The following is a 23928-nucleotide window of genomic DNA, read 5'->3' as shown; positions in this document are numbered from 1 at the left end:
GACATGCCTTACCGCTTCTTCTGGAGAACCGCCGTGCCGAGCCGCTCGACGGCCCTTTTCAAGACCTCGCTCTCGATGCCCGCCGTCATCTCCTGAAGCTTGCGCGCGGCCTCTCCCTTCAAGGGTGGCGGCTTGCGCGGGTGACGGAAGGTGGCCGATATCGGCTTCTGGACGATGCGGATCTGGCGCACCGCCGGAAAGCCGAAGAAGCTGTTGATGCGGGAGATCAGCTCGCCCTGCGCATGGGTGAGGAAGAGAGCGCGGGCGCCTTCGCAGGCGATCGTCAGCACGCCGGATTGGTAACCTTCGGCCTCGCCGGCCGCATCGCGACGCGGCCAGGCGATCTTTTCGGGCCGCGTGCAATCGGCGAATTCCTCGCCGGCGATCTCATCCCACGAGCCGAGGAGCGCGGTGGAAATGCCGGCACGGCGGGCCAGAACGGGATCGATGATCCCGTTCGCCACTTCGGAGATTTGCAGTTCGCGCTTCGGCGTGAATGGTTTCTTCAAGGCTTCGTACTCGAAACGGAGGTGGGACAGGCAGGATGATCTGCCTGGTATTGATCAAAATCTCCGTGGGGACACCAACCGCTGGACAAATTCAGCACCACCACCACAATTGCGAATACAGTCACGGTCATTAGAGCAAGCGCGGCGCGGAAAACCCAGCGAAGTGCCTTCCCTGTCCTCATCTGCTCACTCGACATCGTGAAAGTTCGCGCTCATATAGGTCAAAATGACCCTTCGGCCAATAATGCAACCTCCCGTCAGTATGCACAATACGGCAACTAAACTCCTCGCCTGGTACGACCGGCACCACCGGGAGCTGCCCTGGCGAGTGAGCCCGGCGGCGGCGAAGGCGGGGAAACTCGCCGATCCCTATCACGTCTGGCTTTCGGAAGTGATGCTGCAGCAGACGACGGTGCAGGCGGTCAAACCCTATTTCGCGAAATTCCTGGCGCTCTGGCCGAAGGTGACCGACCTTGCCGATGCGGCGGTCGAGGACGTGATGGCGGCCTGGGCGGGCCTCGGCTACTACGCGCGTGCCCGCAACCTCAAGAAATGCGCAGAGGCGGTAGCCGGCGAGCACGGCGGGGTGTTTCCCGATACCGAGGAAGGCTTGCGGCAGTTTCCCGGCATCGGCGACTATACCGCGGCGGCCGTCGCGGCGATCGCCTTCAATCGGCCGGCAGCCGTCATGGACGGCAATGTCGAGCGGGTGATTTCCCGCCTTTACGCGATCGACGAGCCGCTGCCCGGCTCGAAGCCGATGATGAAGGCCAGGGTGGCTGCATTGACACCCGTGGATCGGCCCGGCGATTTCGCGCAGGCGATGATGGATCTCGGCGCCACGATCTGCACGCCGAAGAGGCCGAGCTGCATTCTCTGTCCGCTCAGCGAAGACTGTCTCGCCTTTGCCGAGCACGATCCGGAGAGGTTTCCAGTGAAGGCGGCCAAGAAGGAAAAGCCCGTGCGGGCTGGCGCCGCCTTCGTGGCGGTGACGCCGGAGGGCGAGGTACTGCTGCGGCGGCGTGTCGAAAGCGGGCTTCTGGGCGGCATGACGGAAGTGCCCACCACCGGCTGGACCTCGCGCATCGACGGCGGCTCTACCGCAGATCATGCGCCTTTTCCCGCGGATTGGGAGGCCTGCGGCGCAGTTACCCACGTCTTCACCCATTTCGAACTGAGGCTATCCGTTTTCCGGACGTTGGCGGAGAAGGTGACGCGCGATGACGGATGGTGGGAGCCGGTCACAAATCTTGATGCCCAGGCGCTGCCGACCGTCATGAAAAAAGCAATCGCCCAGGCTATTCCGCGGGCGTTCCAACCCGATTGATTCACGGGTTCAGTTAATCCAAGGGAGCCAAGGCATTCATGGCGGCAAAAATCGACCACATCGTTTTCGACATCGGCAAGGTTCTGATTCACTACGATCCCAACATTCCCTATAGCCGCATCATTCCGGACGAAGARGAACGCCGCTGGTTCTTCCTCAATGTCTGCACCCATGAATGGAACCTGGAGCAGGACCGCGGCCGCAAGTGGGAGGATGCCGAAAACCTGCTGATCGAGAAGCACCCCGAGCGCGAGGAGCAGATACGCGCCTTCCGCAAATACTGGCACGAGATGGTGCCCCACGCCTATGAAGGTTCCGTCGCCATCATGGAGGGCCTGATCGAGAAAGGCCGCGACGTGACGATGCTGACCAATTTCGCGGCCGACACCTTCACCCATGCACGCGAGCTCTTCCCCTTCCTCAACAAGCCGCGCGGCGTGACGGTCTCCGGCGAGATCGGGCTCATCAAGCCGGACGTGGCGATCTACGAAAAGCACGCGCGCGATTTCGGCCTGACCCCGGAAGCGGCGATCTTCATCGACGACTCCTATCCGAATGTCGAAGGGRCACGGGCTGCCGGCTGGCAGGCCATCCACTTCACGGATGCGGAAAATCTAAAGAAGGATCTCGCAGCCCATGGCGTGGAAGCCTAGGCGCTCCACGAGCTTGCGCGGATAAGCCTCAAAGCAAAAGGCGCAGCAGGTCCACCTGGCGGCTCACGCCGAGCTTGGCATAGATGCTCTTGATCTGGGTGCGGACCGTTTCCCGCGAAACACCGTGGGCGAAGGCAACTTCGTCCACCGTCTCCCCCTTCACCAGCCGCGCGGCAACCCTTGCTTCCGTCGGTGTGAGGCCGTAGGCGGATAGAAGCGCCTCCTGCTGCCGGACCCGGCCCTGTATGTTATCCTCGATCAGCACCGCGACAGTCGGTCCCTCGAGAAACTCGCTGATGTAATCGGAACCCAAGCGAAGCAGAGTATAGCGGAACCGCCTGCCATCCCGCTCGGCCGTGGTGGAGAAAACGGAGTTTCCAGCGAAATCGCGCTTCAGCAGCAGCTCAAGCCGCCCGCTCGTCTCGTCATCGGAGAACATGACGCGGCCYGTCGGCGAAATGCTGATGCCGCACCCTTCCTCGATCATTGTCCGAGCCTTGTCGCTCGCGGAACGGACGAAGCGCCCCTGCCGGACGAGCACGACGCCCACGCCTATCGCGGTCAGCATCGCCTCCTTTTCGGCGGCTTCGGCCGCGGCGCGGCGCCGGTAAAAGTGAAAGGCGCGCTGCAGGTGGGGAGAGAGGCGGGTGAGAAGATCGGCAACCGCGTGCATCTTTTCCGGTTCGGCGCTCGCATTCAGCGTGCTGAGAAGCAGAACGCCTTCGCTATTGCGGACCGGAACGACGCCAACGCCGCATGTCACCCCCAGCGGCCGCATGAAGTCGTTATAATATTCCGTCCGCATGGACTGGCTTCTCGGCATCAACTGATCCGAGGTCATGCCTATGCCGATAGGCTGCATGAAAGCCTTGGACATCCACGGATGCACGCGATGATAATAGCTGTTGTAGGCTTCTATCGCGTCCGCCGGACAATTGGTGCTGAGCTCGACATTGGCCCGCGAGCCGCGGCTTTCCACCATTACGAAATTGCTGATCGCATTTGGCAGAAGCGCATCGATGCGCGTCATCAGACTCGGCCATGGCAGTTCGCCGAGCAGACAGGCATAGATCGTTTCTACGAATTCCTCTTCCGGTATATGGTCGATCATCCGCCGGGCCCGAAAATGAATATCGATTGGACGTGAGATATGCGCTGTTCAAGATATGCTGAAAAACATCGAAGATTCTCGATGATCAGTAATATATGAATCAAAACTTAAATAAAGAGACTTGATGAGGGGAATAAAATATTCCCAAAAGAGTAACGCCCCAGGCGTCAGCTTCTACGGATGCGTCTATTTCCGCTCTCGCATCCAGTCCATGAACAATTGCAGCTCGCCGACTCTTGGATTGGAGTTCAGGAACACACCCCAAAACACCAGTCCTGGAAGGGTAACTTGCGATATCCGGATGAGCTCGCCCCGTGCAAGCAAATCGGAAACAAGCACCTCAGAGGCCAATACCACGCCCTGCCCCGCGACGGCTGCATCGATCGCATGCACCTCTTCCGAGAAGGTTTGGACTACAGGCGCTTCCGGCACACCCTGGACCGCACGCGCGAACCAGCGCTCCCACGACGGCGCGAGTTTCGATTTCGATCTCCAGCGATAGTGTATCAGCGGCAGCCCTGCCACTTCGCGGGGATCCAGCTCAGATGAAAGACCCTCCACAAGCCGCGGGGCGCAGACCGGYACGATGCGGTCATCGAAAAGGCGAACCCACTCCGCCCCCTGCCCCGGCGCTTCCGAATAGCGGATCGCGATATCGACATCGGAGGCATGCAGATCCACCGGCCGATCCTCCGCTTCGATCGCGAAGGAGAGGCCGGTTTCGGCCCGAAGCCTCGGCAGGCGCGGCGTCAACCACCGGCTTGCAAAGGCCATGGTGACGGAGACTGTCAGCGGCCGGCCCAGGCGCGCTGCCGAGATATCCTCAACTGCCGCGGCAATACGATCGAGAGCTTCCCTCAGCACCGGATAGAACGCCTCGCCTTCGGGCGACAGGCGAACCGGACGGGGATAGCGATGGAAGAGCGTCACGCCCAGGATGTCCTCAAGATGACGAACCTGGTGGCTGACCGCCGTCGGCGTCAGGTTGAGCTCCTCCGCAGCCTTGGAGAAATGGAGATGCCGGGCGGCGGCTTCGAAGGCCCTGAGCGCGTGCAGAGGCGGTAATCGGCGCATGTCGGCCTCTTTTCGAGAGTTTAGAAGATGAATCTCATTCATCTTATCTCTGAAATATTCGCTTTCGCCAAGCCTGTCGGCCGCTGATAGCTCTTGGGTCCCCGGCGGGTATGCCCCCGCAAAAGGAGACAAGGAGACGCCATGACTACCCTGCTGCGCATCGATTCCAGCGCCCAACTTGAAGACCGCTCGCTGACCCGCCGCCTGACCAATCTTTTCATCGCGGAGTATCGGAAGCGGGCTCCTTCGGCCCGTATCGTCACGCGGGACGTGGGGCATTTTCCGGTTCCGCCGATTGACCATCGCTTCATTCATGCCGCGTTTACCGCGCCGGAGAAGCGGGAGGACTGGATGGCCGAAAGGCTGGCGCTTTCCGATGAGCTTATCGACGAGGTCATGGAGGCGGATATTCTGGTCATGGGCGTGCCGATGTACAATTACGGCATCCCATCCACGTTGAAGGCATGGATCGATCATATCGCCCGGATCGGCCGCACCTTTTCATTCGATCTTTCGCGCGGCGACAAACCGATCGCGCCGATACTTTCGGGCAAGCGGCTCGTCGTTCTGTCGTCGCGCGGGGAATTCGGCTTCGCGCCGGGCGGAGTGCGCGCGCATATGAACGCCCTCGACCCGGCGATTGCCGCTTGCGCCCACTATTTCGGCGTCTCGGCGGACGCGATCGAAACCGTCGCGATCGAATACCAGGAATTCAAGGACGACCGCCACAGATCGTCCATAGAACACGCCGAAGCGCGGGCTCGCGAGATCGCAGGCCGGCTGGCGATGGACGCGCTGGAAGCGGCCTGAGGTCATCGAATGTCGCGCGTCCCAAGCGGATGGCGCCTGACATATTGACGCCCGGGGTCAGCCTCCCCGGGCGTCAGTTATCCTTCTTCGGGACTAGAGGTAAAACCGGAGAAGGAATTCGAAATCCGGTCTGACTGGTGGATCAGTCGAGTTTCGCCAGATCGCTGCGGATCACCGCACGCAGGTCGTCGATCGGACGCAGGGACTGTCCGTCGTCGAAGTGCCAGAAGGTCCATCCGTTGCAGGCATCGAGCCCCTGAACCTTGGCGCCGAGGCGATGAATGGAGCCGGCGTCGCCGCCCGAAGCAACCGTGCCGTCGGCGCGGATGATGGCGCTGTAGCGGCGCTTGGCGTCCGTCAGCACCTGCCCAGGCTTGACGAGCCCACTTTCGATCAGTGTGTTGAAGGCGACGCGCGGTTCGGCCTTCTTGCCTGTCATGACCGTCAGCTCGGCCTTGCCGAGAGGTTCGACCGCCGCGATACGGGCGGTGGCGGCATCGATATATTCCTGCTCGCGCTCGATGCCGACGAAGTTGCGGCCGAGCCGCTTGGCGACAGCCCCGGTGGTGCCGGAACCGAAGAAGGGATCGAGCACGACGTCGCCGGGCTTGGTGGAAGCCATGATGACGCGGGCAAGCAGCGCCTCCGGCTTCTGGGTCGGATGAACCTTCTTGCCGTCCTCGCCCTTCAGCCGCTCGGCGCCCGAGCAGATCGGGAAAAGCCAGTCGGAGCGCATCTGGACGTCGTCGTTCGAAGCCTTCAGCGCATCGTAGTTGAATGTATAGCCCTTGGCCTTCGGATCGCGGCTCGCCCAGATCATCGTCTCGTGCGCGTTCTGGAAACGGCGGCCTTTGAAGTTCGGCATCGGGTTCGTCTTGCGCCAGACGATATCGTTGAGGATCCAGAAGTTGAGGTCCTGCAGCGTGGCGCCGACGCGGAAGATGTTGTGGTAGGAGCCGATCACCCAGATCGTGCCGTTCGGCTTCAACACGCGGCGGCAGGCAAGCAGCCAGGCGCGGGTGAAGGCATCGTAGACCTCGAAGGAGGCGAACTGGTCCCACTCGTCATCGACGGCGTCCACCACCGAGTGATCCGGCCGGTGCAGGGTGCCGCCGAGCTGGAGGTTGTAGGGAGGATCGGCGAAGATCGCGTCGACGGACTGATCCGGCAGCGCTTCCAGCGCGGCCACGCAATCGCCCTTGATGATGGAATTGAGCCAGGAGGCAGGCCGGGCCTGAATTTTCAGGTCGGCGAGCGGCAGGACAGACGCCATGGGATACTCGCTACGCTTTACTCTTTTACTGCCTGTTATGGTTACCCAAGTTGGTTACCAAAAGCTGAAGCGCATGAGCGATTTCGAGAAAAAATCCGGGCATATGGAAAGGAGTCAATTCGTACGCTAGAATAAGACGCATGAAGAAGGACGAAGCAATCGAACGACTGCGGGAGAATGCCGAGGCGATCYGCGCGCTCGGTGCGACCTCGCTTTATCTCTTCGGTTCGGTTGCAAGGGACGAGGCCGCGGAAACGAGCGACCTCGACCTGTTTATTGATTATGATCCAGAAAAGAAATTTTCCCTGCTTGATCTCATCGGAATCAAGCTTTTTCTAGAGGACGAGCTCGTGACAGATGTCGATGTGACCACTCGCGACAGCCTGCATCCGATGCTGAAAAGTAAAATCGAAAATTCAGCCATTCGTGTTTTCTAATGGCACGCGATGCCACTCCCGCCCTCGCGGATATTCTGGAAGCAATCGAACTGATTGAAAAAGCTCTTGCGAACAAAAGCCGCGACGAGTTCCAGCAAGATCAGATCCTGAAGCTTGCCATTCAACGCGCTATCGAGATCATCTCTGAAGCCAGCAAGCACATTCCGAGCGAGCTTCTGCAGCACGCGCCGGAAATTCCGTGGCGCTCGATTCGCGCGATTGGAAACATCCTGCGCCATGAATATCATCACATAGCTGACGACGTGATCTGGGATTTGACCCAGCATGACCTGCCACCACTCAAGGCGGCGGTACTGACCTTGCAAAAGATAACGCTTAACAAGTGATATCACGCAGCTAAGCCGAGTGCACCTTGCGGCTGTCGTCCGGCGCCTCGGCGCGCTCGGTCATGCYGTAATCCCGCACCACATGGCCGATCCGCAGGCGGTAGTCGGCGAAGATGTCGTTGCGGCCGGCGCGCTGGGCTGCCCTATGGCTCTCCAGATTGCGCCATTGCCGCACGGCCTCCTCATCCCTCCAGAAAGAGAGCGACAGGATCTTGCCGCGCAGCGTCAGGCTCTCGAACCGCTCGATGGAGATGAAGCCATCGATCTTTTCGAGTTCGGAGCGAAGGTCGCCTGCGAGGTCCAGGTATCTGTGACGTTCGCCCATATAGGGGATGACTTCGAAGATGACGGCGATCATGGCTTTACGAAAGCTCCGTGCGGGAGGGACATGTTCTTCAGGAAAATGCGGTCTTCCTTGAGGATGAAGCGCTCGCGCCTGGCGAACTCGTAGTTTTCGCGGCCAAGCGGATCTTCGGCAAGACGGGCACGATAGGCCTCGTAAGCCGCGAGACTGTCGATGTTATAGAGGCCGTAGGCGGTGGTGGCCGAGCCCTCGTGCGGACCGAAATAGCCGATCAGGTCTGCTCCGCAGCGCGGAATAGCCTGGCCCCAGGCGCGGGCATAATCCGCGAACTTCTCCTTCTTGAACGGGTCGATCTCGTAGCGGATGAAGCAGGTAATCATGTTGTCTCTCCGTTTTTCATGGGATGACTTTGACACATTGTGCGACGAAGATGCTTCGGTTATGATCGAAGTATGAAGGAAGGACCGGACATAGCCCGCATAGGAACGCTGATCGGCGATCCAGCCCGCGCCAATATGCTGACCGCGTTGACGGGCGGACAGGCGCTGACGGCGACCGAACTTGCCCAGGCGGCCGGCGTGACACTACAGACGGCAAGCTCTCATCTTTCCAAGCTCGAAGACGGCGGCATCATCTCCCAGCGGAAACAGGGACGGCATCGCTATTATGCGCTTGCGGACGCTGCGACTGCTTCGCTTCTGGAAGGCATCATGGTTTTTGCCGCAAGCCGCGGGCACTTGCGGCACCGGCCGGGCCCAAAGGACCCTGCACTTCGCAAGGCGCGCGTCTGCTACGATCATCTTGCCGGCGACTACGGGGTGCGCATGCTCGACAGCTTCGTGCAAAGCGGCGCGATCGATGAGGATGGAGAAAACCTCCGCCTCACCGACGAAGGCCGCGCGCGACTTGCCGAAATCGGCATCGATCTGGAAGCGCTGAGCTCCACACGGCGGCCGCTCTGCAAATCCTGCCTCGATTGGAGCGAACGCCGCTCGCACCTTGCCGGCACGCTCGGCAAGGCATTACTTTCGCACTTCCTCGAAAAGGGCTGGGCGCGGCGGAGCGAAGACAGCCGCGCCATTCTCTTCACTCCATCCGGCGAGCGGAAGTTCCTATCGCTCTTTCCGGCCGAATAGGGCGGGCCGAACCGACCAGAACGCCATCGAAGCCGACACCGGCGATGCGGTCGCACAGGGTGCTCCATTCGCAGCCGCTACAGGCCCCGCGAACGGAATGCTTCGAAAATCCCTCGCGAAGCTTCGCCAGAAATGCCGCATCGGGCCTGATCACCAATCCCTCCACAATGGCGATGCCGAGCAACGCGCTTACGTCGAGCGCCGCGGCCTTGTCCCTCAGCCCGACACTCTCCCGAAAGCAATGCGCCTCCGCATCGGCCAGAAGCGGAGCGCAGATATCGTCCGGGCCGTGAACAATTTCGATCTCCTCTCCCGCCGACAGCCGCTCGGCGAGCCGGCGGTAGTTCGCGGTGAAGGCCGGATTGTAGCCTTCACCGACGAATGTCAGCATGCAGAGGAGATGATGGGCACGAAGCCGGACCGTCAATTGAGGCCCCTCAATTGAGGCTGGTCCGGCCGCCATAGACCTGCACGCCCTTCAGCACGGCCGCGGCCAGAGCAGACTTCAGGACGGCGCCGAGGATGAAGGGCGCGACACCCAGCAGCCATGCCTTTTCCGCTCCAAGAAGCCAGACGAGGTAGAGCCCGCCAGCGGCGAGGCAAAGCAGGTTGGCGCTCAGATGCGCAACGAAGCTCCGCACGAACCTCTCGCCGGTCCAGCCGCGCTGCGCCAGCCAGCCGGCAAGCGCCGCGATGATCGGGAAGGAAGCGAGATAGCCCGCGGTCGGGCCGACGAAGGGTGCAAGGCCGCCCGAGCCATTGGCAAGAACCGGCGCGCCGAGCATGGCTTCGCCGAGCCAGGCAAGCACCGTGAGGCCGCCGAGCCGCCAGCCGTAAAGCGCGCCTATCATGGTGATCGCGAAGGTCTGCATGGTGATCGGCACCGGAACCATCGGCACGGAGATGCGCGAGGCGAGCGCCAGCACGAGCGTGCCCGCCAGGACAAAAACCGCTTTCGTCGCCAGAGGGCGATCCGCCAGCCGGAGGGGATCGAAGATGGTGGCCTCATGGACGTTGATCAGTGACATTGAGCTCTCCTTTTCAAATTATAGATAATTTTGATTCCCATATATTTTATGAAAGGAGATTCTTCGGATGACAAGCATGGAAATCGCCGACAGCATTCAAACGCGCCGAGCATCGATCCAAAAACTTCAATATCTTTCGCAAGATAGAGGTCGAAATAAAAAATCTATAATTCTTGGTTTCGTCAGCCGACGATGGCGAAGGCTTCGCGCGGGGCGCCGGATTTCACGCCCTGGGGAGCACGGCCGATCCATTGGACATGCTTCTCGAGGATGCCACAGGCCTCCTCCGTCCGTCCCTGGCGGAGCGCCAGCAGAATGGCCCGGTGGTCGTGATCGGTGCGCTTTTCCCACCCGGATTGCCAGGCGGAGAAGAGGAAGCGGGCGCTTGCGGCATGCAGGTCGTCGATCGAGGCAAGCAGACGGCTCATTCCGCAAGGGGTCAGGATGAGCCGGTGAAAACGGCGGTTCGCTTCCTCCCAAGCGCGCACGTCGGCTGCGGCATCGCCCTCGCGGGTCGCCTCTTCCGCAGCGTCGAGGATCGCGGGCGTCAGATGCCGCGCGGCATGGCGCAATGCCAGCACTTCGAGTGCTGCGCGCATTTCCGCCACTTCGCGTACTTCGGCGAGATCGAAGGAGGCGACGCGCACGCCGCGGCGCGGCTCGCTGATCGCCAGCCCCTGCGCTTCCAGCCGGCGAAAAGCTTCGCGCACCGGCACATGACTCGTCTGGAATTCTTCCGCGATATGGTCCTGGCGGAGCCGGGCGCCGGGCGCCAGTTCGCCGCGCACGATGCGATCGGCAAGCTCCCGGCTGATGCGGCTGGCGATTGTGTCTTCCGGCTCTTTGCCCATAAGGTTCCTTAGAATGGCGCCACCGGCTTGTCGAGAGCTGCCCGCTGAGCTTCCATCAGTCATGCACCGGCATCGGTTGAGCTTGCCACTCCAGTCGTATAAAAGGCCCCGTACCTCCCCCAACAAGGCGTTTCATCATGAGTGGATTCGACCTCATCATTTTCGATTGCGACGGCGTTCTGGTCGATTCCGAGATCATCGCGGCACAGGTGGAATCACGGCTGCTCACCGAAGCCGGCTATCCGATCAGCGTCGAGGAAATGGGCGAGCGCTTCGCTGGCCTGACCTGGAAGGACATTCTGCTTGCGGTCGAGAAAGAGGCGGACATCCCGCTTTCCGCCTCGCTGCTCGACAAATCGGAAAAGCTGCTCGACGCGAAGCTCGAGCGCGAGGTGAAGATCATCGATGGCGTGAAGTTCGCCCTTGCCCGCCTCACCACGCAGCGCTGCATCTGCTCGAATTCGAGCTCGCACCGGCTCGACATGATGCTGACCAAGGTCGGGCTGAAGCCCTATTTCGCGCCACACATCTTCTCGGCCAAGGATCTCGGACCCGATCGGGCAAAGCCGAAGCCGGACATCTTCCTGCACGCGGCCGAACAGTTCAACGTTTCGCCGTCCAAGGTGCTGGTGGTCGAGGATTCGGTCCACGGCATCCACGGCGCACGCACCGCCGGCATGCGCGTCGTCGGCTTCACGGGCGCCTCGCACACCTATCCGAGTCATGCCGACCAGCTGACGGATGCCGGCGCGGAGACGGTGATATCGCGCATGTCGGACCTGCCGGCAGTCGTCGCCGCACTCACCGAATGGGCGGGCGCGATCTAGGCAGCGCCCGCAACAATTAGGTCGATACGATCAGGACCGGGCCTTCTTGGCTGGCCCCGTCTCGAAGCCGAGGCGTACGCGGGTGAAGCGCGAGGCGCCGCCTGCCGCATTCGGAATGGTAACATCCGGCTTTGCGAAGACGAACTGGGTCGAAGGCGCGCCCGGCGGCAGATCGACCTTGAAATTGACGACCTGCGAATAAAGGACGTTGTCGCCGTCGACCACGTCCACCCGAATCGGCAGCGAGATCGGGCCCGACGGTCCAGCCGCTCCGGTAACGAGCCGTCCCTGGGCGACCACGTTGATGGTCAGGGTGGCTTCGTTCGCGGTGCAGGCGCGGGTCGCGTCCGCGAGCGAGGCCTGGTAGAGAAGCTTCTGCGGATCATCCTGGCCGCCGCGGGCGTAGACACGGTGGAAAGCTGCCTCCTCACGCATCACCACGGGCGGGCAGAAAGCCTGAACCACCGGTGTTGCCGGCTGTTGCGCTTCCGCGGAAGCCTGCCGACCGAGCCCCAATCCTCCGCCTTCAGAGGAAGAATTGCAGCCGGTCACGACCGCCAGGAGCGATATGGAGACAAGCGCGCGCGATACCTTGCCGAACACCTTACTCAACTCTCTTCACCTCTTCCCGTTGTTCCGCAGCAACCGGTCTGCGATCACGTTTTGTGGCCTTTCATGGCCAATTTTCCTGGTCTATACCAGCGGCGCGAAGAAAAATCGATTGGGGATTGAAGGTCGTGGACTACATTTCTACCCGGGGCGAAGCGCCCGCGCTCGGCTTCCGTGATGCGCTGCTGGCTGGACTCGCACGCGACGGCGGCCTTTATGTGCCGCGCGAATGGCCGGCATTGACGAAACGCGAGATCAGGGCATTGCGGGGAAAGCCCTATCAGGACGTGGCCTTCGAGATTTTGAAACATTTCGTGGATGACGAGATCCCCGCCGACAAGCTGAAGGCGATGATCGACGAGGCCTATGCCACCTTCCGCCATCCGGCCGTTGTGCCGCTCGTCCAGACGGGCCCCAACGATTTCGTTCTGGAACTCTTTCACGGCACGACCCTCGCCTTCAAGGACGTGGCGATGCAATTGCTCGCCCGGCTGATGGATTACGTGCTTGCCGAACGCGGCGAACGCGCAACCATCGTCGGCGCCACTTCGGGCGATACCGGCGGTGCCGCGATCGATGCCTTCGCCGGACGGGACCGCACCGATATCTTCATCCTCTTCCCGCATGGCAAGGTCTCCCCCGTCCAGCAGCGGCAGATGACCACCTCGAACGCCTCCAATGTGCATGCGCTTGCCGTCAAGGGCAATTTCGACGATTGCCAGAACCTGGTGAAGGAGATGTTCAACGACGCCGCCTTCCGCGATCGGCTGAAGATTTCGGGCGTGAACTCGATCAACTGGGCGCGCATCATGGCGCAGGTTGTCTATTACTTCACCGCCGCGGTTTCCTTGGGCGCGCCGGACCGGAAAATCTCGTTTACCGTGCCCACTGGCAATTTCGGCGATATCTTCGCCGGCTACGTCGCCAAGAAGATGGGGCTGCCGATCGACCGGCTGGTGATCGCCACCAACGACAACGACATCCTCGCCCGCACGCTGAAGTCCGGCCGTTACGAGATGAAGGGCGTCAAGGCGACCACCTCGCCTTCCATGGACATCCAGATTTCCTCCAATTTCGAGCGGCTGCTGTTCGAAGCCTATGGGCGCGACGCCTCCTCCATCCGCTCCGCCATGGCGAGCCTCAAGCAGTCGGGGGCCTTCGAAATCCAGCCGCCGGCGCTGAAAGCCATCAAGCGCGAATTCCGCGCCGGACGCGCCACCGAGCGCCAGGTGGCGGCGACGATCCGGGAGACGCTCGAGGCTACCGGCTACCTCATCGATCCGCATACAGCGACCGGCGTTTTCGTCGCGAAAAAGAACGCCCGGGCGGCAAGTCCCATGGTCACGCTGGCAACCGCGCACCCGGCCAAATTCCCCGCCGCGGTAAAATCCGCTTGCGGAATTGATCCCGCGCTTCCATCATGGCTCGCCGATCTGATGGACAGGGAGGAGCGCTTCAACGTCTTGGAACCGGAGCTCAAAGCCGTCGAAAAATTCATCGGCGAGCATGCGCGGGCAAGGAACTGAGTATCGGCGGCGCCGGAAAGACAGACTATGAATGTACAAATCACCCGGCTTTCCTCCGGGCTGACAGTAGTGACCGAGACGATGCCCCATCTGGAGAGCGTGGCGCTCGGGGTTTGGATCAAATCGGGGTCTCGCAACGAGACCGAAGAAGAACACGGTATCGCCCACCTCCTCGAGCATATGGCCTTCAAGGGCACCGCGCGGCGAAGCGCTCGCGACATCGCCGAGGAGATCGAGAATGTCGGCGGCGAGCTGAATGCCGCCACATCCACCGAAACCACCTCCTATTATGCCCGGGTGCTGAAGGATCATGTGCCGCTCGCGGTCGACATCCTTGCCGACATCCTGACGGAATCGGTCTTCGACGACGAGGAGCTGCGGCGTGAGAAACACGTCATCCTGCAGGAGATCGGCGCCGCCAACGACACGCCGGATGACGTTGTCTTCGACCGCTTTTCGGAGGCCGCCTATCGCGACCAGACGATCGGCCGGCCGATCCTCGGCACGCCGGAGAAGGTGAAAAGCTTCACGYCGGACCAGATCCGCGGCTATCTCTCGCGCAACTACACCACCGACCGCATGTTCGTCGTCGCCGCCGGCGCGGTCGACCATGAGACCTTCTGCCGCCAGGTCGAGCAGGGCTTTGCAAAACTGCCGCAAAGCGCGAGCGCGCCTCCGGTCTTCGATGCGGCCCGCTATATCGGCGGCGACGCACGGGAAAGCCGCGACCTTATGGATGCTCAAGTCCTCCTCGGCTTCGAGGGCAAGGCCTACCATATGCGCGACTTCTATTGCTCGCAGATTCTCGCCAATATCCTGGGCGGCGGCATGTCTTCCCGCCTCTTCCAGGAAGTGCGCGAGCATCGCGGCCTCTGTTATTCGGTCTACGCTTTCCACTGGGGCTTCTCGGACACCGGCATCTTTGGCGTTCATGCGGCGACGAGCGGCGACGAGCTGCCGAACCTAGTGCCGGTCGTCATCGACGAACTGCGCAAGGCCTCCGACAGGATCGACAACCAGGAGATCGACCGCGCCCGCGCCCAGATCAGGGCGCAACTGCTGATGGGACAGGAAAGCCCGGCAGCACGCGCGGGGCAGATGGCCCGGCAGATGATCCTTTACGGGCGCATCATCCCCAACCAGGAGATGATGGAGCGCCTGGAGGGAATTACGACAGAACGCCTGACCGATCTTGCCGGCCGGCTGTTTTTCGATACAGTTCCCACATTATCGGCGGTCGGCCCCATCGAAAGGCTGGCACCCATGTCAGAAATCTCCGCTGCGCTTTCCTCCTCCGGGGCGCGGACGCAGAAAGCCGCAAGCTAGCGTAAGGGCGCCTGGAGCAAGGGCATGGCAAAATCGGTGTTTCGGTTCTTGTCGCGGCAGCCGGACACACCAGAGCTTTACGGCGAGAACCACCTGCTGCGCCTGCCCCGCTATTCGGACTACAGGCAGTGGCATGCGCTTCGCTTCGAGAGTCGTGCCTTTCTGCAGCCCTGGGAGCCGGTATGGCGCAGCGACGACCTCACCGAAAGCTCGTTTCGTGCCCGCGTGATACGCTGCGGGCAGGAATATAATTCCGGGCTTGCCGTTCCCCTTCTCCTCTTCCGCCGCCAGGACATGGAACTGCTGGGCGGCCTCACGATCGGCTATATCCGCCGGGGGGCTGCGCAAAGCTGCATGATCGGCTACTGGATGGGAGAACGCCATGCCGGGCAAGGCCACATGCTTTCCGGCCTCAATCTGGCCATCCCCTACATCTACGGCGAACTTCAGTTGCACCGGATTGAGGCAGCCTGTATTCCGGAGAACTGGAAAAGTGTGCGGCTTTTGGAAAAAGCCGGTTTCGTGCGGGAAGGTCTTTTGCGGAAATATCTGAAGATTAACGGCGAGTGGCGCGACCATGTGATGTATTCCCGGCTGCCGGAGGATGGCGAATTCGGGAAGATGCTGAAATCATGAGTACCCGCCGCCAAGGTCTTGGCCTTCCGCTCCGCTGGCTCGCAGCGCTTCTTGCCCTGATGACGGTGACGGCCGTGCTTGGAGCGCACCCCGCGCGCGCGGCCGAGCCGGTGAAGATTTCCCGTGACGACACGGCGCTCGACCTCACCGAGACCACCGATATCTACACCAATCAGGGAGAGGCTTTTCAGGTCTCGACGGCCGCCGGTGCAGACGGCATCCGCCGCCGCATCGAGGTCAGGGCAAGCTCTCCCCGGCACCAGGGCGACTGGGCCGTCTTCGCGCTTGCCAACGTTTCCGAAGAACAGCTCGAACGCGTGATCGTGGCGCCGCATTTCCGGCTCGTGAACTCGCAGCTTTTCTGGCCCGATCTCGGCTCGCAGCGCATCATCGCCATCACGCCTTCCGAAGGCTTCGCGCTCGACCGGGAGCCGAGCCCCGATGCGGACGTATTCCGCATCACGCTCAATCCGGGGGCGGTCATCACCTTCGTGGCGGAGCTTGCGACACCGCAACTGCCGCAGATCTATCTGTGGGAACCGGAAGCCTACAAGGACACCGTCAACGCGTTCACGCTCTATCGCGGCATCGTGCTCGGCATCGCCGGCCTGCTCGCGGTATTCCTGACCATCCTTTTCGTGGTGAAGGGCACTTCCATGCTGCCGGCCGCAGCCGCGCTCGCCTGGGCGGTGCTGGCCTATATCTGCGTGGATTTCGGCTTTCTCGACAAGCTCATCACCATCACCTCCAGCGATCAGCGAATATGGCGCGCCTGCGCGGAAGTGGCACTCGCCTCCTCACTGGTGATCTTCCTCTTCACCTACCTCAATCTCAACCGCTGGCACGTGCATCTCGGCTATGCCACGCTTGCCTGGGTGGTGGGGCTGGTTCTGCTCTTCGGGGTGGCGATCTACGATCCCTCCATCGCGTCGGGCATCGCGCGGCTTTCCTTCGCGCTCACCTCGACGGCGGGCATTCTGCTCATCGTCTATCTCGGCTTCAACCGCTATGACCGCGCCATTCTGCTGGTGCCGACCTGGGGCCTAATCCTGGTCTGGCTGTTCGGCGCCTGGCTTACAGTGACCGGCCGGCTCGACAACGACATCATCCAGCCGGCGCTCGGYGGCGGCCTCGTGCTGATCGTGCTCCTGATCGGCTTCACGGTGATGCAGCACGCCTTTGCCGGCGGCGCCTACCAGCAGGGCCTGTTCTCCGATCTCGAGCGGCAGTCGCTGGCGCTGACCGGCAGCGGCGACACCGTGTGGGATTGGGACGTGGCGCGCGACCGCGTGGTCACCACGCCCGATATCTCCACGCGCCTCGGCCTTTCGCCGGGCTCCATGCACGGGCCGGTCCRCAACTGGCTGCCGCGCCTTCATCCCGACGATCGCGACCGCTTCCGGGCGACGCTCGACGTGCTGCTCGAACACCGGCGCGGCCGGCTGAACCACGAATTCCGCATCCGCGCCGAAGACGGGCATTTCCATTGGCTGCAAATCCGCGCGCGGCCGGTGCTCGGCTCCGACGGCGAGATCATCCGCTGCGTCGGCACCGTCGTCGACATCACCGAACAGAAGAACTCCGTCGAACGCCTGCTGCAGGATGCCGTGCACGACAATCTCACGGGCCTGCCGAACCGCCAGGTCTTCCTGGACCGGCTGCAGGCCGTGCTGACGCTGGCGCCTGGCGGCGATACCGTGCGGCCGACCGTGCTGTCCATCGACATCGACCGCTATAAGCAGGTGAACGATTCGCTCGGGATAGCGGCCGGCGACAACATCCTGATCGCGCTGACCCGCAGGCTGCGTCGCCTTCTCAAGCCGCAGGATACGCTTGCGCGCTTGAATGGCGATCAGTTCGGCCTCATCCTGGTGTCCGAGCGCGATCCGGTGAAAGTGGCCGATTTTGCCGATGCGGTTTCCAAGGCGATCATGGTGCCGATCAATTTCGCCGGCCGCGAAATCATTCTGACGGCCTCGATCGGGCTCGCCTCCTGGGTGGACCAGCAGGAAAGCGCCGCCAGCCTGCTCGCCGACGCGGAGCTTGCCATGTACCGGGCGAAGCGCGCGGGCGGCAACCGGGTGGAGCCCTTCCGGCCGGCCTTCCGTTCTTCCGGGACCGACCGGCTGCAGATCGAGACGGACCTTCGCCGGGCAATCGAGCGCAAGGAGCTTTCGCTGGCCTATCAGCCGATCATCCAGCTGAAGGACGGCGAGATCGCCGGCTTCGAGGCGCTGCTGCGCTGGGAGCATCCCAAACGCGGCAGCATTCCGCCCTCCGAATTCATACCGATTGCGGAAACCTCGGACCTCATCGGGGAGCTTGGTATGTTCGCGCTGGACCGCGCGGCAAACGACCTGATGGACTGGCAGCAGCATACGGGAGAGTTGCCGATCTTCGTCTCCGCCAATCTTTCCAGCGCCCAGCTTCTCAATGCCGAGCTCTACAACGACGTGCGCACGCTGCTCGCCAAGACGCAGGTCAATCCCGAGCAGCTCAAGCTGGAACTCACCGAATCGGTGATGATGGAAAACCCGGAACAGGCGCGCCTCGTGCTGGCGCGGCTGAAGGAAACGGGACTCAGCCTCGCACTCGACGACTTCGGCACCGGCTATTCCTCGCTCGCCTATCTGACGCAGTTCCCCTTCGACACGATCAAGCTCGACAAGGCGCTTGTCAGCGATGCTTCCGAGAAGCGGGCTGTGCTGCTGCGCTCCGTGATCGCCATGGCCCGCGCCATGGAGATGACGGTGGTGGCGGAAGGGGTGGAAACAGACGAGGACGCGGCGGAGCTTGCCAAGATGGGCTGCCATTTCGCCCAGAGCTTCCTCTTCAGCCCGCCTGCGCCGGCCGATGCGGTACTACGTTTGCTGAAAGAGCGCTTTCCGCTGACCAAGCGGGCCTGAGCACAAGAGCTCAGGCCGCCGTTGTTGCTGCTGCCTTCCCTTCACGCGCGAAGGGGCTCAATCCAAGCCATTGCTGCATGGAGGCCGCAAGTACAGGATCGCCGTCAATTTCCAGACGGCCTTCCTCCACCTCGTTCCGAACGGTAGCGATCCCCATCCAGATAGCCGTCATGGTGCGCAACGAGCACTCGACATAGAGATCCACCTCGAAACCGGGATCGGTCGAGCAGACATCCACGTCGCGCCCTTCCACAACCAACCAGTATCTCTGCCGGGCGGAAGGCAGGTCCGGATAAAGGAACAGGATGGTACAGCGCCCCGCGACCATGGGGTCCGGATCGAGGTGCCTGCGCATATCCCACATCAGAAGCGAAGGATCGAGCTTCCTCAGGGCGAGATCGGCTTCGACCCAGTGCTGCCCCCAGAAGCCCAGCGCCATGACCACTTCGCGCAGCTCCTCTCCCGCGGGCGTCAGGTGATATTCCGTACTTCCATCCGCGCTTTTGCGGCTTTCTATGATGCCCGCCTGGGTCAGCTCCTTGAGACGCTTCGACAAAAGCGTCGGCGACATGCGCGGCACGCCGCGCCTCAGATCGTTGAAGCGGCGGCTGCCGCAGAGAAGCTCTCTCAGAACAAGCGGCGTCCACCGGGTGCAGAACACCTCGGCAGCCATCGCGACGGGACAGAACTGGCCGTAGCTTGCAGTCATTTCCATGACGGCATCCTCCTCATTGGCCAAAGATGAAATATAGACCCTCCGGCCCGTCCGCAAAATACACTTTATGTACCTTCCAACCCGCAGACCTCCTCTACCAGTAGTGGCAATAACTGACGCGGCCCGAAGTACACTTCCTGTACTTGAGGAGTATCCCACCCCCGCAGACAATCGCCTCCGTCTCAATGGGAGGAACATGACCATGTCAGCAGTCAGTGAACTTAATACCAGTCCGGCGRCACTCGACGTCGTCGCCATCGCCCGGTCGCTGGGCCCGCGCTTTGCGGCGCGAGCCGAGGCGGCGGATGACGGCGATGCCTTCGTCGCGGAAAACTATCAGATGTTCAAGGAATCCGGCCTTGTCGAAGCCGGCGTTCCGGCCGATCTCGGCGGCGGGGGCGTGGAGATCGCAGAGCTTTGCGCGATGGTCAAGGAGCTGGCTCATCATTGCGGCTCCACCGCGCTCGCCTTCTCCATGCACACCCATCAGGTCGCCATTCCCGCCTGGCGCTGGACCCACCAGCAAGCGGCGCCGGTCGTGCCCTTGCTCAAGCGGGTGGCCGCAGAACGGCTGATCCTGCTTTCCAGCGGCGGCTCCGACTGGATCAGAGGCTCCGGCAAGGCCGAGAAGGTGGAAGGTGGCTACCGCATCACCGCGAAGAAGATATTCACGTCCGGCTCACCCATGGGCGACATTCTTATAACGGGCGCCGTGCTCCACGAGCCGGATGGCGCGAAGGTCCTGCATTTCGGTCTGCCGATGAAATCGCCGCATGTGAAGATTGTCCCCACATGGAAGGCCATGGGCATGCGCGGCACCGGCTCGAACGACGTGGTCGTGGAAGGGCATGTGGTTCCCGAGGAGGCGGTAGCGCTCAAGCGCAATCAGGGCGAATGGCATATGCTCTTCCACATCGTCTCCATGCTCGCCTTCCCGTTGATCTACGCCGCCTATCTGGGCGTTGCGGAAAGCGCCCGCGACATTGCAGTCGCCATCGCCAAGGAGCGGGCGCCGGACCCGCATGTCATAGCGCTTGCGGGCCAGATGGAAACGGAGCTCAGGGCAGCGCAATACGCCCACGCCGCCATGATTGCGATAGCCGAGCGAGGCAATCCCTCGCCCGAAACGACCAACGAGATCATGATCGGCCGTGGGCTTGTGGCGCGCCATGCGATCGCTGCAACCGAACTCGCCATGGAAACGGCGGGCGGCTGCGCTTTCTATCGGAACAAGGGGCTGGAACGCCGCTTCCGGGATGTGCAGGGCGCACGCTACCATCCAATGAGAACCGGCCCGCAAAGCCATTTTGCCGGCCGGATCGCACTCGGGCTAGACACGAAGACGACGTTCTGACGTCCCGCGCCAGCATTCGCGGCGGCTCCCAATGGAGCCGCCCTTTTATCTGCTCCCTGCCCGGATGAGGGCGTGGATGAATTCGAGCTTGGCCACTACGGTCGGCGTGAGGATGAAGGGATAGAAATCCGGTACGCCCATGGAGCGATGGATGCCGTTCAGGGCCAGGCTGAAGGGAATCCAGGCCGCGACGAGCTGCTCGGCGTCGCGGGCGGCATAAGGATTGAAGACGACGACGGCCGCCAGATCCTCATGCCCGCGCGGCTCGATCGCCATGCCATAGGAGCGCGCGGTTTCCAGCGTATCGACGATATGCACGTAATGGGCAAAGCATTCGGCGAAATCTTCCCACGGATGGGCGCTGGCATAGGCGCTGATGCAGTTTTCCTGCCAGTTCGCCGGCGGGCCGTTTTCATAATGGCGCCTGAGCGCCGCGCCATAATCCTCGCGCTCGTCGCCGAAGGCAAGCCGGAAGGGTTCCAGCCGGTCGGCATCGAGCACCAGCCTGTTCCAGATGTAATGGCCGATCTCGTGACGGAAATGGCCGAGCAGGGTTCGATAAGGCTCTTTCATCGAGACCCGCACCTCCTCGCGCGTAAGGTCGTCCGCCTCCGCCGCCCTGATGGCGATCACGCCGTTTTCATGGCCGGTCCTGGCGGGAATGACGGCGCCGTCCGCGCCGATTTCATCCACTAGGAAATCGAAGACGAGGCCGCCTTGCGGATCTTCCTCCCGATCGGCCCTAGGCAGGTTCCAGCGCAGGAGCGAATAGAAAAGATGTCGCTGGGCCTGGCCGATGCGGCGCCACTGGGTGAGCCCGGCCTCCGTGGAGGTGTCGGGAACCAGCCGATTGTGCCGGCAGGACGAGCAGTAGGCATGCGGGTCTTCCTCCGCCACCGTCCAATTACAGATATCCATGGCTGCGTTGGCGCAAAACCGGACCTTGTAGGCCGGCGCGGCGACCAGATGCCAGGTCCCATCCTCATCTTCCCGCAGGGCATGCATGGCCAGCCGCTCCGGCACGAAGGCAAGACGATGGCCGCAGCTCACGCAGAAGCGATTATCGAAGTGGACGGGTTGACCGCAGTGGTCGCAATCGTAAAGACGCATGCACAATTCCATTGAACGTTGAACACAAGAAGACCTGCCCCGGGCGGCTCTCGGAGCAGGTCTTTGCGTCAAAAAGATGAGAGGCTGTCAGAGACGGTCGAGACCGCTCTTGGCGGCATCCTTGATCTTGCCCTTGGCCTGCTGGGCATTGCCCTTAGCCTCCTGTGCCGCACCCTTGGCGCGGAGACTGTCCTTACCCGTGGCGGCACCTGCCGCCTGCTTCGTTTTTCCGGTCACTTCATTGGCCTTGCCGGCCAGTTTGTCCTTGGTGCTGCCCATGTCACATCTCCCTGTTTGCGGACGCCCATCGTCCGGAGCGCAGGAAACGCGGAGCGGGCCGTTCCGTTCCGGCTGGGTCGCGCTCAGGCGTGGCCGGCTTCGCTGGAGAGCATTTCCGGCGTGACGCCGAGGAGCGCCAGGGCGCGCTCGTACTTGCCCTCCGCCACGCGATCGAAGATCAGATCGTCCGAGGCCGGGCAGGTGAGCCAGCCATTGCCGACAATTTCCGTCTCGAGCTGGCCCGGCCCCCAGCCGGCATAGCCGAGAAGCATGGTGGCGCGGGCAGGTCCCCTGCCCTCGCCGATGGCGCGCACGATATCGAGGGTCGCGGTCAGCGAAATCTCCTCGCTGACGGGAATGGAGGATTCGGAGAGGAAATCATCCGAATGCAAGACGAAGCCGCGGCCGGTTTCCACCGGACCGCCGGAAAGGATCGGAAAATCGCGGGTTTGATCCGGCAGCATGATCGCTTCGGTCTGATCGCAGAGCTTGAGATGCAGCAGGACATCCGTGAACGAGATGTTTTGGGGCCTGTTGATGATGAAACCCATGGCGCCGGCGAGCGAGTGAGCACAGATATAGACGACGGCGCGAGCGAAATTGCCGTCCTGCATGCCGGGCATGGCAATCAGGAACTGGCCATCCAGGAAGCCGCGCTCGTCCATATCCTTCAAGCTCGACAAGGCCATCGTGCCTCCAGTCCGCTCTTCCACCCGGCTTACGGGCGGAAGGCTTCAGAACAACAATAAAATGAAGATGGGGCAGAGTGCCTTAGCAATCAACCGAAAATGATCGCCTTCTCGGGCTCGTGACTGGCCTGAAACGGTCGGATCGGCTAAATGCATTGCCGGCATGAGAAGAATTTCAACCAATCGCCTATCTTCCCGATGGCGCTCGCTGACGCTTGCCGGCGCCCTGGCCGCCGGCGGGTTGCTCGGTCATGCTTCCACGGCGAATGCCGAAATGACGCCCTGGGCGCAGAACGAAGGCGGGCGGATGCGCATCATAGCGCTGCCGCCGGAGCCGGACGGCAAAGTACGCGGAGCGCTGCAGATCGAGCCGAAGGCCGGCTGGATCACCTATTGGCGCGAGCCCGGCGACGCGGGAATCCCGCCCAAGATGGTCTTCTCGAAGGCCGGCGGCGTGACGCTCGACAGCATCTCCTACCCCGTGCCGAAACGCATCGACAGCGGCAAACTGCGCGATATCGGCTACGATCAGGCGGTGACCTTTCCCTTCCAACTCACCGTGAGCGATCCGGAAACGCCCGTCAGTCTCGGCGCCTCCGCCTTCATCGGTCTGTGCCGCAACATCTGCATTCCCTTCCAGGCGGAATTCACGCTGGCGCTCGGCTCGGCCAAGGGCACGCCGGTGGAGGAGGCGATGATCCTCGCCAAGGCAGCCCTGACGTTGCCGGAGGCCCCTTCCGAGGATTTTTCGGTCACCGACTACGCCGTGACCCAAGGCCGAGATCTCCTCAAACTCACCCTGGAGCTGCCGGCCGAGGTGGAGAAAGCACCACAGGTCTTCGCGACCGGGCCGGAGGGGCACGTTCTCTTCGACGCGCTCAACGGCGAGCGGAAAGGCAACAGCTACTCCCTCGACATGCCCATCGGAAAACTGCCGGAAAATTACGACCTGAAGGGTCAGCGCTGGGGCATTCTGGTGATCGCCGGAAACCGCGCCATGGAGACTTCGCTCGCTTTCGATTGACGGCTCGTTCGAGGGCCATCTTTCCTTGCTATCGATCAGGCTGGGTCTATAGTGCGCCGCGAAGGCG

General features: G+C 62.1%; 27 protein-coding genes. 13 read left to right on the top strand and 14 right to left on the bottom strand.

The features are described 5' to 3' along the window. Positions 1-8 precede the first annotated feature (8 nt). Entirely contained in the window at positions 9-509 is a 501-nt protein-coding gene (locus tag LCM4573_RS25785) for a DUF721 domain-containing protein (protein ID WP_071009446.1), read from the bottom strand. A gap of 262 nt (positions 510-771) precedes the next feature. On the opposite strand from LCM4573_RS25785, the gene mutY reads away from it, so the two are divergent. Further along, positions 772-1836 (top strand): A/G-specific adenine glycosylase, encoded by a 1065-nt coding sequence (gene mutY / locus LCM4573_RS25780; RefSeq protein WP_244505419.1) that lies wholly within the window; start codon positions 772-774, stop codon positions 1834-1836. A 38-nt stretch (positions 1837-1874) separates the two neighbouring features. Then, on the top strand, positions 1875-2489 hold the full coding sequence (locus tag LCM4573_RS25775; protein WP_071009444.1) for an HAD family phosphatase: 615 nt from the start codon (positions 1875-1877) through the stop codon (positions 2487-2489). 28 nt (positions 2490-2517) lie between these two features. Here the strand turns inward: LCM4573_RS25775 and LCM4573_RS25770 are convergent, their stop codons facing one another. Further along, positions 2518-3600 (bottom strand): helix-turn-helix transcriptional regulator, encoded by a 1083-nt coding sequence (locus LCM4573_RS25770; protein ID WP_071009443.1) that lies wholly within the window; start codon positions 3598-3600, stop codon positions 2518-2520. Between the two features lie 186 nt (positions 3601-3786). Next, a complete protein-coding gene (locus tag LCM4573_RS25765; RefSeq protein WP_071009442.1) occupies positions 3787-4674 on the bottom strand; it encodes a LysR substrate-binding domain-containing protein in 888 nt (295 codons plus the stop codon). Between the two features lie 141 nt (positions 4675-4815). On the opposite strand from LCM4573_RS25765, the gene LCM4573_RS25760 reads away from it, so the two are divergent. Next, entirely contained in the window at positions 4816-5484 is a 669-nt protein-coding gene (locus LCM4573_RS25760) for an FMN-dependent NADH-azoreductase (RefSeq protein ID WP_071009441.1), read from the top strand. A gap of 142 nt (positions 5485-5626) precedes the next feature. Here the strand turns inward: LCM4573_RS25760 and LCM4573_RS25755 are convergent, their stop codons facing one another. Continuing rightward, on the bottom strand, positions 5627-6757 hold the full coding sequence (locus tag LCM4573_RS25755) for a site-specific DNA-methyltransferase (protein WP_071009440.1): 1131 nt from the start codon (positions 6755-6757) through the stop codon (positions 5627-5629). Positions 6758-6897: 140 nt separating this feature from the next. Between LCM4573_RS25755 and LCM4573_RS25750 the strand changes: the two genes are divergently transcribed. Then, the gene (locus tag LCM4573_RS25750; RefSeq protein WP_071009439.1) at positions 6898-7194 is read left to right on the top strand and encodes a nucleotidyltransferase family protein; all 297 of its coding nucleotides are present in this window, start codon (positions 6898-6900) and stop codon (positions 7192-7194) included. Further along, complete coding sequence (locus LCM4573_RS25745) at positions 7194-7541, top strand: DUF86 domain-containing protein (protein WP_071009438.1); 348 nt, start codon at positions 7194-7196, stop codon at positions 7539-7541. Before LCM4573_RS25750 ends, LCM4573_RS25745 begins: the two co-directional genes overlap by 1 nt. A 10-nt stretch (positions 7542-7551) precedes the next feature. Here the strand turns inward: LCM4573_RS25745 and LCM4573_RS25740 are convergent, their stop codons facing one another. Together LCM4573_RS25740 and LCM4573_RS25735 are read right to left on the bottom strand one after the other, a co-directional pair. Beyond that, positions 7552-7899 (bottom strand): antibiotic biosynthesis monooxygenase, encoded by a 348-nt coding sequence (locus LCM4573_RS25740; RefSeq protein ID WP_071009437.1) that lies wholly within the window; start codon positions 7897-7899, stop codon positions 7552-7554. Further along, complete coding sequence (locus LCM4573_RS25735) at positions 7896-8225, bottom strand: NIPSNAP family protein (protein ID WP_071009436.1); 330 nt, start codon at positions 8223-8225, stop codon at positions 7896-7898. The genes LCM4573_RS25740 and LCM4573_RS25735 overlap by 4 nt, the downstream gene beginning before the upstream one ends. 72 nt (positions 8226-8297) lie before the next feature. On the opposite strand from LCM4573_RS25735, the gene LCM4573_RS25730 reads away from it, so the two are divergent. After that, positions 8298-8981, top strand: coding sequence for a helix-turn-helix transcriptional regulator (locus tag LCM4573_RS25730; RefSeq protein WP_071009435.1), 684 nt, complete (start codon positions 8298-8300; stop codon positions 8979-8981). On the opposite strand, the gene LCM4573_RS25725 is transcribed toward LCM4573_RS25730, so the two are convergent. From LCM4573_RS25725 to LCM4573_RS25715, 3 genes are all read right to left on the bottom strand, one after another. Then, a complete protein-coding gene (locus tag LCM4573_RS25725) occupies positions 8932-9408 on the bottom strand; it encodes a DUF1284 domain-containing protein (protein ID WP_083347631.1) in 477 nt (158 codons plus the stop codon). The genes LCM4573_RS25730 and LCM4573_RS25725 overlap by 50 nt on opposite strands. Before the next feature lie 10 nt (positions 9409-9418). Then, positions 9419-10009: a biotin transporter BioY gene (locus LCM4573_RS25720; protein WP_071009434.1), complete on the bottom strand. Its 591-nt coding sequence runs from the start codon at positions 10007-10009 to the stop codon at positions 9419-9421. A gap of 182 nt (positions 10010-10191) precedes the next feature. Next, positions 10192-10860, bottom strand: coding sequence for a GntR family transcriptional regulator (locus tag LCM4573_RS25715; RefSeq protein ID WP_071009433.1), 669 nt, complete (start codon positions 10858-10860; stop codon positions 10192-10194). 137 nt (positions 10861-10997) lie between these two features. Here LCM4573_RS25715 and LCM4573_RS25710 point away from each other — a divergent pair, with 137 nt between their 5' ends. Then, complete coding sequence (locus tag LCM4573_RS25710; protein ID WP_071009432.1) at positions 10998-11687, top strand: HAD family hydrolase; 690 nt, start codon at positions 10998-11000, stop codon at positions 11685-11687. Positions 11688-11717: 30 nt separating this feature from the next. On the opposite strand, the gene LCM4573_RS25705 is transcribed toward LCM4573_RS25710, so the two are convergent. Continuing rightward, positions 11718-12290 (bottom strand): PilZ domain-containing protein, encoded by a 573-nt coding sequence (locus LCM4573_RS25705; RefSeq protein WP_071009431.1) that lies wholly within the window; start codon positions 12288-12290, stop codon positions 11718-11720. 134 nt (positions 12291-12424) lie between these two features. On the opposite strand from LCM4573_RS25705, the gene thrC reads away from it, so the two are divergent. The 4 genes from thrC to LCM4573_RS25685 are packed head-to-tail and all read left to right on the top strand — an operon-like array spanning position 12425 to position 18690. Continuing rightward, positions 12425-13822: a threonine synthase gene (gene thrC, locus LCM4573_RS25700; RefSeq protein ID WP_071009588.1), complete on the top strand. Its 1398-nt coding sequence runs from the start codon at positions 12425-12427 to the stop codon at positions 13820-13822. Positions 13823-13849: 27 nt separating this feature from the next. Then, positions 13850-15148 carry a pitrilysin family protein gene (locus tag LCM4573_RS25695; RefSeq protein WP_071009430.1) on the top strand — a complete coding sequence of 433 codons (1299 nt, stop codon included), beginning with the start codon at positions 13850-13852 and terminating at the stop codon, positions 15146-15148. A gap of 24 nt (positions 15149-15172) precedes the next feature. Beyond that, entirely contained in the window at positions 15173-15784 is a 612-nt protein-coding gene (locus LCM4573_RS25690; protein ID WP_071009429.1) for a GNAT family N-acetyltransferase, read from the top strand. Positions 15785-15843: 59 nt separating this feature from the next. Next, the gene (locus LCM4573_RS25685; protein WP_244505423.1) at positions 15844-18690 is read left to right on the top strand and encodes an EAL domain-containing protein; all 2847 of its coding nucleotides are present in this window, start codon (positions 15844-15846) and stop codon (positions 18688-18690) included. 10 nt (positions 18691-18700) lie between these two features. Here LCM4573_RS25685 and LCM4573_RS25680 read toward each other — a convergent pair whose 3' ends face one another. Beyond that, on the bottom strand, positions 18701-19405 hold the full coding sequence (locus tag LCM4573_RS25680) for a helix-turn-helix domain-containing protein (protein ID WP_071009427.1): 705 nt from the start codon (positions 19403-19405) through the stop codon (positions 18701-18703). 202 nt (positions 19406-19607) lie between these two features. On the opposite strand from LCM4573_RS25680, the gene LCM4573_RS25675 reads away from it, so the two are divergent. Continuing rightward, a complete protein-coding gene (locus LCM4573_RS25675; protein ID WP_071009426.1) occupies positions 19608-20759 on the top strand; it encodes an acyl-CoA dehydrogenase family protein in 1152 nt (383 codons plus the stop codon). Between the two features lie 45 nt (positions 20760-20804). Here LCM4573_RS25675 and LCM4573_RS25670 read toward each other — a convergent pair whose 3' ends face one another. The 3 genes from LCM4573_RS25670 to LCM4573_RS25660 form a co-directional block, all read right to left on the bottom strand. Continuing rightward, positions 20805-21869, bottom strand: coding sequence for a putative zinc-binding metallopeptidase (locus LCM4573_RS25670; protein ID WP_071009425.1), 1065 nt, complete (start codon positions 21867-21869; stop codon positions 20805-20807). 87 nt (positions 21870-21956) lie between these two features. Continuing rightward, positions 21957-22148 carry a CsbD family protein gene (locus LCM4573_RS25665; RefSeq protein WP_071009424.1) on the bottom strand — a complete coding sequence of 64 codons (192 nt, stop codon included), beginning with the start codon at positions 22146-22148 and terminating at the stop codon, positions 21957-21959. Between the two features lie 83 nt (positions 22149-22231). Beyond that, entirely contained in the window at positions 22232-22837 is a 606-nt protein-coding gene (locus LCM4573_RS25660; protein ID WP_071009423.1) for a YqgE/AlgH family protein, read from the bottom strand. 163 nt (positions 22838-23000) lie between these two features. Between LCM4573_RS25660 and LCM4573_RS25655 the strand changes: the two genes are divergently transcribed. Beyond that, on the top strand, positions 23001-23861 hold the full coding sequence (locus tag LCM4573_RS25655) for a protein-disulfide reductase DsbD domain-containing protein (protein WP_244505418.1): 861 nt from the start codon (positions 23001-23003) through the stop codon (positions 23859-23861). Positions 23862-23928: the final 67 nt, after the last annotated feature.

The sequence above is a fragment of the Rhizobium sp. LCM 4573 genome (assembly GCF_001854865.1).
GTDB lineage: Bacteria > Pseudomonadota > Alphaproteobacteria > Rhizobiales > Rhizobiaceae > Neorhizobium.
Note: the sequence above shows the minus strand (reverse complement) of the source record. Positions and strands in the feature narration are given on the sequence as shown.

Excerpts from the sequence above, each read along its gene's own strand:
- LCM4573_RS25690 (WP_071009429.1), top strand. The coding sequence starts at position 15,173 with ATGGCAAAATCGGTGTTTCGGTTCTTGTCGCGGCAGCCGGACACACCA.
- mutY (WP_244505419.1), top strand. The coding sequence starts at position 772 with ATGCACAATACGGCAACTAAACTCCTCGCCTGGTACGACCGGCACCAC.
- LCM4573_RS25710 (WP_071009432.1), top strand. The coding sequence starts at position 10,998 with ATGAGTGGATTCGACCTCATCATTTTCGATTGCGACGGCGTTCTGGTC.
- LCM4573_RS25660 (WP_071009423.1), bottom strand. The coding sequence starts at position 22,837 with ATGGCCTTGTCGAGCTTGAAGGATATGGACGAGCGCGGCTTCCTGGAT.
- LCM4573_RS25760 (WP_071009441.1), top strand. The coding sequence starts at position 4,816 with ATGACTACCCTGCTGCGCATCGATTCCAGCGCCCAACTTGAAGACCGC.
- LCM4573_RS25680 (WP_071009427.1), bottom strand. The coding sequence starts at position 19,405 with ATGGAAATGACTGCAAGCTACGGCCAGTTCTGTCCCGTCGCGATGGCT.
- LCM4573_RS25755 (WP_071009440.1), bottom strand. The coding sequence starts at position 6,757 with ATGGCGTCTGTCCTGCCGCTCGCCGACCTGAAAATTCAGGCCCGGCCT.
- LCM4573_RS25720 (WP_071009434.1), bottom strand. The coding sequence starts at position 10,009 with ATGTCACTGATCAACGTCCATGAGGCCACCATCTTCGATCCCCTCCGG.
- LCM4573_RS25730 (WP_071009435.1), top strand. The coding sequence starts at position 8,298 with ATGAAGGAAGGACCGGACATAGCCCGCATAGGAACGCTGATCGGCGAT.
- LCM4573_RS25655 (WP_244505418.1), top strand. The coding sequence starts at position 23,001 with ATGAGAAGAATTTCAACCAATCGCCTATCTTCCCGATGGCGCTCGCTG.
- LCM4573_RS25665 (WP_071009424.1), bottom strand. The coding sequence starts at position 22,148 with ATGGGCAGCACCAAGGACAAACTGGCCGGCAAGGCCAATGAAGTGACC.
- LCM4573_RS25715 (WP_071009433.1), bottom strand. The coding sequence starts at position 10,860 with ATGGGCAAAGAGCCGGAAGACACAATCGCCAGCCGCATCAGCCGGGAG.
- LCM4573_RS25670 (WP_071009425.1), bottom strand. The coding sequence starts at position 21,869 with ATGCGTCTTTACGATTGCGACCACTGCGGTCAACCCGTCCACTTCGAT.
- LCM4573_RS25735 (WP_071009436.1), bottom strand. The coding sequence starts at position 8,225 with ATGATTACCTGCTTCATCCGCTACGAGATCGACCCGTTCAAGAAGGAG.
- LCM4573_RS25745 (WP_071009438.1), top strand. The coding sequence starts at position 7,194 with ATGGCACGCGATGCCACTCCCGCCCTCGCGGATATTCTGGAAGCAATC.